General features: G+C 70.6%; 7 protein-coding genes. 3 read left to right on the top strand and 4 right to left on the bottom strand.

What is annotated here, in order from left to right; translation table 11 throughout:
- Nucleotides 1–1,130 (top strand): LCP family protein (locus GUY60_RS31060; RefSeq protein WP_161703868.1); only part of this gene is annotated, 1,130 nt, incomplete at its 5' end.
- An 88-nt stretch (nucleotides 1,131–1,218) separates the two neighbouring features.
- On the opposite strand, the gene GUY60_RS31055 is transcribed toward GUY60_RS31060, so the two are convergent.
- Entirely contained in the window at nucleotides 1,219–2,325 is a 1,107-nt protein-coding gene (locus tag GUY60_RS31055; RefSeq protein WP_161703870.1) for an acyl-CoA dehydrogenase family protein, read from the bottom strand.
- Between the two features lie 260 nt (nucleotides 2,326–2,585).
- On the opposite strand from GUY60_RS31055, the gene GUY60_RS31050 reads away from it, so the two are divergent.
- Nucleotides 2,586–3,911 carry a UDP-glucose dehydrogenase family protein gene (locus tag GUY60_RS31050; protein WP_161703866.1) on the top strand — a complete coding sequence of 442 codons (1,326 nt, stop codon included), beginning with the start codon at nucleotides 2,586–2,588 and terminating at the stop codon, nucleotides 3,909–3,911.
- A 153-nt stretch (nucleotides 3,912–4,064) separates the two neighbouring features.
- On the opposite strand, the gene GUY60_RS31045 is transcribed toward GUY60_RS31050, so the two are convergent.
- Entirely contained in the window at nucleotides 4,065–4,574 is a 510-nt protein-coding gene (locus tag GUY60_RS31045) for a CGNR zinc finger domain-containing protein (RefSeq protein ID WP_161703864.1), read from the bottom strand.
- 89 nt (nucleotides 4,575–4,663) lie between these two features.
- Here GUY60_RS31045 and GUY60_RS31040 point away from each other — a divergent pair, with 89 nt between their 5' ends.
- Nucleotides 4,664–5,035: a VOC family protein gene (locus tag GUY60_RS31040; protein WP_161703861.1), complete on the top strand. Its 372-nt coding sequence runs from the start codon at nucleotides 4,664–4,666 to the stop codon at nucleotides 5,033–5,035.
- Nucleotides 5,036–5,077: 42 nt separating this feature from the next.
- On the opposite strand, the gene GUY60_RS31035 is transcribed toward GUY60_RS31040, so the two are convergent.
- Both GUY60_RS31035 and GUY60_RS31030 read right to left on the bottom strand, forming a co-directional pair.
- Nucleotides 5,078–6,208, bottom strand: coding sequence for a dipeptidase (locus GUY60_RS31035; protein ID WP_161703859.1), 1,131 nt, complete (start codon nucleotides 6,206–6,208; stop codon nucleotides 5,078–5,080).
- A 124-nt stretch (nucleotides 6,209–6,332) separates the two neighbouring features.
- Nucleotides 6,333–7,526 (bottom strand): dipeptidase, encoded by a 1,194-nt coding sequence (locus GUY60_RS31030; RefSeq protein ID WP_161703857.1) that lies wholly within the window; start codon nucleotides 7,524–7,526, stop codon nucleotides 6,333–6,335.
- Between the last annotated feature and the right edge of the window lie 63 nt (nucleotides 7,527–7,589).

Genomic DNA, 7,589 nt, shown 5'->3' with positions numbered 1-7,589 from the left:
GTCCCCCCGCCGCCCCTCCGGGCGTACCCCCGCAGCAGGGGTACGGCTACGACGACGGTTACAGCGAGGGCCAGGTCTACGGCGGTGGCGGCGGTCGCGGTCGCGGCGGTGACGACGGCCGCTACGACGACGACTACGACTACCGTCCCGCGCCGAACCGGGGCCGCCGGTTCAAGCGCATCCTGATCACGCTCCTGGTCGTCGTCCTGGCCTGGGGCGTCGGTACGTACTTCTGGGCCGACTCGCAGCTCAAGCACGAGGTCGAGCTGAGCAAGGTGATCGAGCGGCCCGCCGAGGGCGAGGGCACGAACTACCTGATCGTCGGCTCCGACAGCCGTGAGGGCATGACCGCCCAGGACAAGAAGCGCCTGCACACCGGCTCGGCCGAGGGCAAGCGCACGGACTCGATGATGATCCTGCACACCGGCAGCAACGGCGACACCCTGATCTCGCTGCCGCGTGACTCGAACGTGGAGATACCGTCCTTCGTCGGCTCGGACTCCGGCAAGAAGTACCCGGGCACCGGCCGCACCACCAAGCTGAACGCCGCGTACGCCGAGGACGGGCCCGAGCTGCTCGTCCGTACCGTCGAGCACAACACCGGCCTTCGGATCGACCACTACGCGGAGATCGGCTTCGGCGGCTTCGCCAAGATCGTGGACGCGGTCGGCGGCGTGGAGATCAACGTCGAGAAGCCGATGAAGGACGAGAAGTCCGGCGCGGACTTCGACCCCGGCAAGCACGAGATGACCGGCGAGCAGGCCCTGGCCTTCGTCCGCCAGCGCTACGGCCTGGACGGCGGCGACCTGGACCGTACGAAGAACCAGCAGAAGTTCCTCTCGGCGCTCGCCAACCAGACGGCCACCCCGTCGACGGTCCTGAACCCCTTCAAGCTCTACCCGACGATGGGCGCGGGCCTGGACACCCTGGTCGTCGACGAGGACATGAGCCTCTTCGACCTGGCCGGGATGTTCTGGGCGATGAAGAGTGTCTCGGGCGGCGAGGGCAAGTCGATGAACATGCCGATCTCCGGCAGCGTCAACGGCAACCTGGTCTGGGACAAGGCCAAGCTGCAGCAGCTGGTGGAGCAGCTGAAGAACGACGAGAAGGTCACCGTCTCCGACGAGTGACGCGTCCCCGCGCGACGCGGACAGCGGATACGCGAAGGGCCCCGCCGGTACGTACCGGCGGGGCCCTTCGCGTACAACTCCCGTGCCGCTACGGCAGGTTGCGCGCCATGACGATGCGCTGGACCTGGTTGGTGCCCTCGTAGATCTGGGTGATCTTGGCGTCGCGCATCATGCGCTCGACCGGGTAGTCACGGGTGTAGCCGTATCCGCCGAGGAGCTGGACGGCGTCAGTGGTGGCCTCCATCGCGATGTCCGAGGCGAAGCACTTCGCGGCCGCGCCGAGGTACGTGAGGTCGCTGTCGCCGCGCTCGGAGGCCGCCGCTGCCTGGTACGTGAGGGCGCGGGCGGCGGAGATCTTCATGGCCATGTCGGCGAGCATGAACTGCACGCCCTGGAAGTCGCCGATCGGCTTGCCGAACTGCTTGCGCTCCTGGACGTAGCCCTTGGCGTAGTCGAGGGCGCCCTGCGCGATGCCGAGGGCCTGGGCCGCGATGGTGATGCGGGTGTGGTCCAGGGTCGCCATGGCGGTGGCGAAGCCGGTGCCCTCCGCGCCGATCATGCGGTCGGCGGGGATACGGACGTTGTCGAGGTAGACCTCGCGGGTCGGCGAGCCCTTGATGCCGAGCTTCTTCTCCGGGGCGCCGAAGGAGACACCCTCGTCGTCCTTCTCCACCACGAACGCGGAGATGCCCTTGGAACGCTTGGTCGGGTCGGTGACGGCCATCACCGTGTAGTAGTCGCTGACACCGGCGTTGGTGATCCAGCGCTTCACGCCGTTGAGGACCCAGAAGTCGCCGTCGCGCACGGCCTTCGTCTTCATGCCGGCCGCGTCCGAACCGGCGTCCGGCTCGGAGAGGCAGTACGAGAACATCGCATCGCCCTTGGCCAGCGGGCCCAGGTACTTCTTCTTCAGCTCCTCGGAGCCGGAGAGGATGACCGGCAGCGAGCCCAGCTTGTTCACGGCCGGGATCAGCGAGGAGGAGGCGCAGACGCGGGCCACTTCCTCGATCACGATGACCGTGGCGAGGGCGTCGGCACCGCCGCCGCCGTACTCCTCCGGTACGTGCACCGCGTGCAGGTCGTTCGCCGTGAGCGCGTCACGGGCCTCCTGCGGGAAACGGGCTTCCTCGTCCACCGCGGCGGCGTGCGGCGCGATCTTCGCCTCGGCGAGTCCACGCACCGCCTCCCGGAGCATGTCGTGCTCCTCGGCCGGACGGTACAGGTCGAATGCCGAGGAATCTGTGTTGGCCGCCAAGATCTCTCACTCCCCAAGAGTGCTAACTACCGTTAAGTAACCCTGTAAGTAACCCTGATTTTAGGGCCCACCCCGCCGACCGGGTACGTGAGGTTCCCGACAGCACCCTCCAGAGTTCCCGACAGGGCCCTCCGTGCCCCCGCGCGGCCCCGACTATGCTCGGGCAGCGCATCTGCCCCGTACCTCTCTGGAGCACTCCCATGGCCCTCAAGATCACCGTGATCGGCACCGGTTACCTCGGCGCCACCCACGCAGCGGCCATGGCTGAGCTGGGCTTCGAAGTGCTGGGGCTCGACGTGGTGCCCGAGAAGGTGGAGCTGCTCTCGCAGGGCCGCGTACCGATGTACGAGCCCGGTCTCGAAGATCTGCTGCAGAAGCACGTCGCGGGCATCGAGGGCTCCAGCGGCCGGCTGCGCTTCACCACCTCCTGGGAGGAGGTCGGCGCGTTCGGCGATGTGCACTTCGTCTGCGTGAACACCCCGCAGAAGCACGGCGAGTACGCCTGCGACATGAGTTACGTCGACTCCGCCTTCGCCTCGCTCGCCCCCGTCGCCCGCGAAGGCGCCCTGGTCGTGGGCAAGTCGACGGTGCCGGTCGGCTCGGCCGCGCGGCTGACCGAGGCCCTGCCCGAGGGCGTGGAGCTGGCCTGGAACCCGGAGTTCCTGCGCGAGGGCTTCGCCGTCCAGGACACCCTGCACCCGGACCGGATCGTGGTGGGCGTCGCGAGCGAGCGCAGCGAGAAGCTGCTTCGCGAGGTGTACGCGACGCCGGTCTCGGAGGGTTCGCCGTTCGTCGTGACGGACTTCCCGACGGCCGAGCTGGTGAAGACCTCCGCCAACTCCTTCCTCGCCACGAAGATCTCCTTCATCAACGCGATGGCCGAGGTCTGCGAGGCCGCGGGCGGCGATGTGGTGAAGCTGGCCGAGGCGATCGGCTACGACGAGCGGATCGGCAAGAAGTTCCTGCGCGCCGGGATCGGCTTCGGCGGCGGCTGCCTGCCGAAAGACATTCGTGCATTTATGGCCCGCGCCGGTGAGCTGGGCGCCGACCAGGCGCTGACCTTCCTGCGCGAGGTCGACTCGATCAACATGCGCCGCCGCGGCCACATGGTCGAGCTGGCCCGCGAGGCGCTCGGCGGGGGCTCGTTCCTCGGCAAGCGGGTCGCGGTGCTCGGTGCGACGTTCAAGCCGGACTCCGACGATGTGCGGGACTCTCCCGCGCTGAACGTCGCCGGGCAGATCCACCTCCAGGGCGGCCAGGTCACGGTGTACGACCCGAAGGGCATGGGCAACGCCCGGCAGGTGTTCCCGACGCTCGGGTACGCGGAGTCGGCGCTGGATGCGGTGCGGGGGGCGGATGTCGTGCTGCATCTCACGGAGTGGCGGGAGTTCCGGGAGCTGGATCCTGCGGAGCTGGTGTCTGTGGTGGGCCGGCCCGTTCTGCTCGATGGGCGCAACGCCCTTGACCCCGTTCTTTGGCGTGCGGCTGGGTGGACGTACCGGGCGATGGGTCGGCCTGCGGCCTGAGCTTCTCCCCGCCCCGCCCCTTCCCGAAAGCCTGCGGCGCTTCGGGGGCCAGCCCCCGGACCCCCGCTCCTCAAACGCCGGAGGGGCTATCTATTAGCCCGTCCGGCGATTGAGGACGAGCCCGCAGGGCGATCGGCGGTGCGGTGGTGCCGGTCAACTTTCCTTGCGCGCCCGGTACGTACGCATCTTCGCCCGCGCCCCGCAAACCTGCATCGAGCACCAGCGGCGGCGGGAGGCTGGGCTTCGGTCGTAGTAGGCCCAGAGGCAGTCGTGGGTTTCGCAGGCCTTGAGGCGGAGCCAGGTGCCGTTCGCCGCTGCCGCCGCGATGGCGTGGGCCACCCGGGCGGTGAGGCTCGTCGGCTCCGCCGTACGCAGGTCCGCCGCGCCCGTCTCGTCGTCCACGGTCACCAACAGCGGTGCCCCGGCGAGGAGTTGGGAGAGCGGGCGGGTCGTACGGTGCGGGGGGTGGCCCGCGTGCGCCAGGCAGGCCGCGCGCAGCGCCTCGCGGAGTTCCCTCGCGGTGTCCGCCTCGCGCGCGGTGATCCCGAACGGCCTGCGGCCCTCCGCCGTGTCCAGGGCGTCGACGCCCGTCTCCACGTCGAGCGTGTTGACCAGCGCCTCCACGAAGGCCAGCTCTCCCGGCGCGGACGCTTGCTCGTTCATGGTTGCGACGTTACCTCCAGTGCGGGAGCATGAGGTAACCGTTACCGGATGAGACATGCAAGCGGTAACCCGACGGAGGGATCAGGACCATGCCTGTCGCCAAGCTCGGAGCCGTAGTGCTCGACTGTCCCGACCCCCTGGCCCTCGCCGGTTTCTACGCGGCGCTGCTCGGCGGCACCGTGCGGGAGGAGAAGGACGACACCGACAGCTGGGTCGAGTTGGAGGGGCACGGCGGCAGCGTCCTCGCCTTCCAGTCCGCGCCCGCTCACGTACCGCCGCAGTGGCCCGACCCCGAGCGGCCGCAGCAGTTCCATCTCGACCTGACCGTGGACGACCTCGACACCGCCGAGAAGCAGGTGCTCGCGCTCGGCGCCCAGGTCCTGGACAACGCGGACCGGTCCCGCACCTGGCGGGTGTACGCGGACCCGGCCGGGCATCCGTTCTGCCTCTGCGCCTGCTGAGACGCCTGCTGAGGCAGAACGGGTGCCCGGCCTTGGGTGGGCCTATGCGTCCAGGCGCTCCAGCGTCGCCGTCGACGGCGGTCTGCGCAGTTGGGCCGCGCGGGCCGTGAAGTCCGCCTCGCGCAGGACGCGTTGGACGTTGCCCCAGGTCAACAGGGACACGTCGGACTCGGACCAGTCGCGGTCCAGGAGTTCGGCGATCAGCTGCGGATAGCGCGAGGTGTCCTGGAGGCCGTCCGGCAGCGCGCTCTCCGTGTCGTACATCCCGGAGATGCCGACGCACTCGGGCCCCGCGACCCGGCGCACATGGTCGAGGTGGTCGGCCACGTCCCGCAGCGCCGGGCCCGTCTGCGCCGCCGTGCACGGCACCAGGCACAGGCCCTTGTTGCCGCGCAGGGCGGCGAGCAGCTCGTCCGGGACGTTGTCGGGGTGCTCGGTGAGCGCGGCCGCCGCCGAGCGGGAGAACAGCACCGGCGCCTTCGACACGGCCAGGGTGTGCCGGACCGTGTCGGGCGAGCTGCCGCTGAGGTCGGCGAGGACACCGAGGCGGTTCATCTCGCGGACCACCTCCTCGCCGAAGCGGGACAGGCCCCGCTCGCCCGCCCAGCGGGTGCCGGACAGCGTGAGGCTGCGCACCCCGAGCTTGTGCAGGGCGCGCAGAGTGCCGAGCGAGTCGCCGATCGCGGGGGCTCCGGCGGGGCCGAGCAGACAGGCGATCCGGCCGTGCGAGCGGGCGTCGGCGGTGTGCGAGGCGGTGTGGGCGAGCCGCAGGCCCTCCGGGTGCTCGCGGACCACGCACTCGGCGAGGTCGATGAGCCCGAGGGTGGCGCTGACGGCCCGGTCGCCCACGTACGCCTCGGGTACCCGCAGCGACCAGAACATCGCGCCGACCGCGCCCTCACGCAGCCGCGGCAGGTCGGTCTCCAGTGCGCGGTCGCCCAACTCCAGGTCGTACCAGGTGAGTTGGCTCAGCGCCCAGGGCAGTCCGCTGTGGCCGTCGGCGACCGGGTGTGCGGTGAGCAGCGCCCTGGCCCGCAGTTCGGGTGCGGGCGCGCCCGGTCTCGGACCCTCCGCGCCCTCCGCGCTCTCCGCGCCCTCCGCGCCCTCCTCGGAGTCGCCGGCGGCGCCGCCGGAAGCAAGAGGAATGTCCTCGTCGTCGTGTAGATCGGCCATGTGGAGCTCCGGTTGGCTGGTACAGCAATCTGTACGCCAACCGTGGCACGGGACCCCGTGCGGGTCTCGGCGGTGTGCTCCGTACGGGGGACGGACCGGGCCGCGCCCCCGTACGGAGTGAGCGTCAGCCGTCGAGCTGGTCGAGGGTCGCGACCGACGGGCCGGTGCGGGCGCCCAGGTCCCGTGCGACGTCCTCGGCCGCACCGAGCACCCGTACCGCGTTCTGCCAGGTCAGCTTGGCCAGGTCGGGGCGGGACCAGCCGCGGGTCAGGAGCTCGGCGATCAGGTTCGGGTACCCGGCCACGTCGTCGAGGCCGTCCGGGGTGAAGGCCGTGCCGTCGTAGTCGCCGCCGATGCCGATGTGGTCGATGCCCGCCACCTCGCGCATGTGGTCCAGGTGGTCGGCGACCGTGCCGACGGTGGCGACCGGGCGGGGGTGCGCCGCCTCGAAGGCCGCGTGCACCTTCATCGCCTCCGCGGTGGTGTCGAGGTGGTGCAGGCCGTGGGCGCGCATGTTGTCGTCCGCGGCGGCCGTCCAGTCGACGGCCGCCTGCAGCACGAACTTCGGTACGAACGTGGCCATCGCTACGCCGCCGTTCGCGGGCAGCCGCTCCAGGACGTCGTCCGGGATGTTGCGCGGGTGGTCGCAGACCGCGCGCGACGACGAGTGGGAGAAGATCACCGGCGCCGTGGAGGTGTCCAGGGCCGCGCGCATCGTGGTGGCCGCCACGTGCGAGAGGTCCACGAGCATGCCGATCCGGTTCATCTCCCGTACGACCGCGTGGCCGAAGGGCGAGAGGCCGCCGACGCCGGGCTTGTCCGTGGCCGAGTCCGCCCACGCGATGTTGTCGTTGTGGGTGAGCGTCATATACCGCACGCCGAGGGTGTGCAGGGCGCGCAGGGTGGCGAGCGAGTTGTTGATGGAGTGGCCGCCCTCGGCGCCCATCAGGGACGCGATCCGGCCCTCCGCGCGCGCCGCCTCCATGTCGGCGGCGGTGCGCGCGCGGCGCAGGTCGGCGGGGTACCGGGTGAGCAACTGCTCGACGCAGTCGATCTGTTCGAGGGTCGCGCTGACCGCCGCGTCGCCGGTCAGGTCGGTCCGTACGTACACCGACCAGAACTGCGCGCCGACGCCGCCGGCGCGCAGCCGGGCGAGGTCGGTGTGCAGCCGGCCCGTCTGGTCGGCTGCGATGTCCCGGCTGTCGATGTCGTAGCGGACCTGCTCGCGCAGTGCCCAGGGGAGGTCGTTGTGGCCGTCCGCGACGGGGAACTCGGCGAGGGTTGCTCGCGCTTCTTCCAGGTGCTGTTCGGTTGGCATGGCCGCCATTGTGTCTCCGCACCGTCGGGTCGGGCACCCTGGATTTGTTCCCCAGCCCGCCCC

The organism is Streptomyces boluensis (assembly GCF_009908195.1).
GTDB lineage: Bacteria > Actinomycetota > Actinomycetes > Streptomycetales > Streptomycetaceae > Streptomyces > Streptomyces boluensis.
Note: the sequence above shows the minus strand (reverse complement) of the source record. Positions and strands in the feature narration are given on the sequence as shown.